This is a genomic window from Agathobaculum desmolans ATCC 43058 (genome assembly GCF_000701665.1).
Classification (GTDB): domain Bacteria; phylum Bacillota; class Clostridia; order Oscillospirales; family Butyricicoccaceae; genus Agathobaculum; species Agathobaculum desmolans.
Window position 1 is genome coordinate 1 of sequence record NZ_JNJN01000093.1, and the last position, 1,798, is coordinate 1,798.

Sequence of the window (1,798 nt, forward strand, 5' to 3'; positions counted from 1 at the left end):
CTCACCGAGACTCACTGTGAGTCTCGGTGAGTTCCTCTCATATTCTGGCACACTCTGCGTCCACTTTCAATTCGCCGTCCTATTTGACGCTTACGTATTGGCTCCCATTTTGGCACAATATCTCCAACCACTATTAATTCCGTTATTTAATCTAATTCATGCGGATCCATCCATGTTTGCTTCGATCATAGCCAATGATATGGGTGGATATTCGCTGGCCATGTCTTTGGCGCAGGATCAAGAAATTGGTTTGATGTCTGGGTGTATCACAGCTGCTATGCTTGGATGTACTTTGGTGTTTTCCCTTCCCGTAGGTTTAGGTCTCATTGAAAAAAAGGATCGCTCTTACTTCTTTCAAGGTCTTTTGATTGGATTGATCACGATTCCTGTGGGCAGTATCGCGGGAGGTATTGTAGCAGGGTTTGCACCCGGCAAGGTCATTATCAATAATATCCCGATTATTGTTCTTTCTTTACTGCTCGCGTTAGGGTTGAAATTTGCGCCGGATATGATGAACAAAGGAGCGGGTGCATTTGGAACTTTCGTGGGTTGGATTGCAATTATTGGAATGATGATTGGTTCTTTTACGCATTTGACAGGTATCACGGTTCCGCTGTTTGAAAATTCGGATACGATGATGGCCGGTATGGAGATCGTAGCTTCTATCGTTATTGTGCTGGGCGGTATTCTTCCTGTATTAGAGTTACTTACACGTATTTTGAAAAAAGCATTGGTAGCGTTTGGAAAAATGCTTGGGATTGATGCTGCCGCAGCAGGTGGTTTGATCTTCACTTTAGCCAATTCGGTACCTGTTTATGGTATGATAAAAAATATGGGACCACGCGGAAAGGTTATCAATGTCGCGTGGCTGGTTCCGGCCACTGCAGCTTTGGGAGATCATCTGGGGTTTACCGCTGGTGTACAGCCGGATATGATTACTCCCATGATTGTAGGCAAACTCCTTGCCGGTGTGTGTGCTATTGCAATTGCATGTATTATGACACGCGGATGGAAAAATGATATTGAAAGCGTTTAGTGGAGAGTTCATTGGGTGCGATGCACGGGACAGGTGGTAACAGTCGTGCTTCATGTGAGAAAGCATGATAAGTATTAAGTATTTCGCACATTTCGATGCAGATCATCTATTGATAAGTGCTAAAGTGTAACCATAGATTTTGGATGCAAGTAAAAACGCTGCTATCTGTCCCCTGATATGCTCCCTCTATGAGAGACAGTGAAAAAACAAAACTGTCATCAGGGAGGGAGCATTGTTATGCGCAGAAGAGAAAAGTTAAGCGTAGGAGAGAGGGGTGAGATTGCTCACCGGTGCTACAGAGGAGAAGCGAGCATAAGAGGGCTTTTGTCAACAGGTTACTTATTGTACCATATCAACTTCGTTTTCCGACAATCTATGTTTGGACTACGCCAAACATGGACGAGAAAAAGTTCCTATACAGAAACTTTTTCTCTCTCAAAGTATAAGCCCGTAGGCCTCTGACCTTATTCCGCCGCCGTGCGGCGAAAAAATAAGAGCAAGTCAGGCGCATGGTCCAGACCACCCTCTCTTGGCCTGCGGCCAATTCACCTTGTGTCTTTTATGCATTTGCCCTGCAAATGCTATTTTATGTGTGCAGCTGCGCGTATTGTGAGCACCCACATCGATAAAATACTTTTTCGACAAACCAAAACCCGGCTCATGCTTCAGCATGAACTGAACCAGTAAAAACGGACAGTGACAAAATACCCCCTGATGTAGGAAAATAAGCTACATCAGGGGGTATAGTTATGAGGAAAAGAA

General features: G+C 44.5%; 1 protein-coding gene. It reads left to right on the plus strand.

From position 1 onward, the window contains the following. Positions 1-1,036 (plus strand): ethanolamine utilization protein EutH (eutH, locus tag T363_RS0113700; protein WP_154658825.1); only part of this gene is annotated, 1,036 nt, incomplete at its 5' end. Positions 1,037-1,798: the final 762 nt, after the last annotated feature.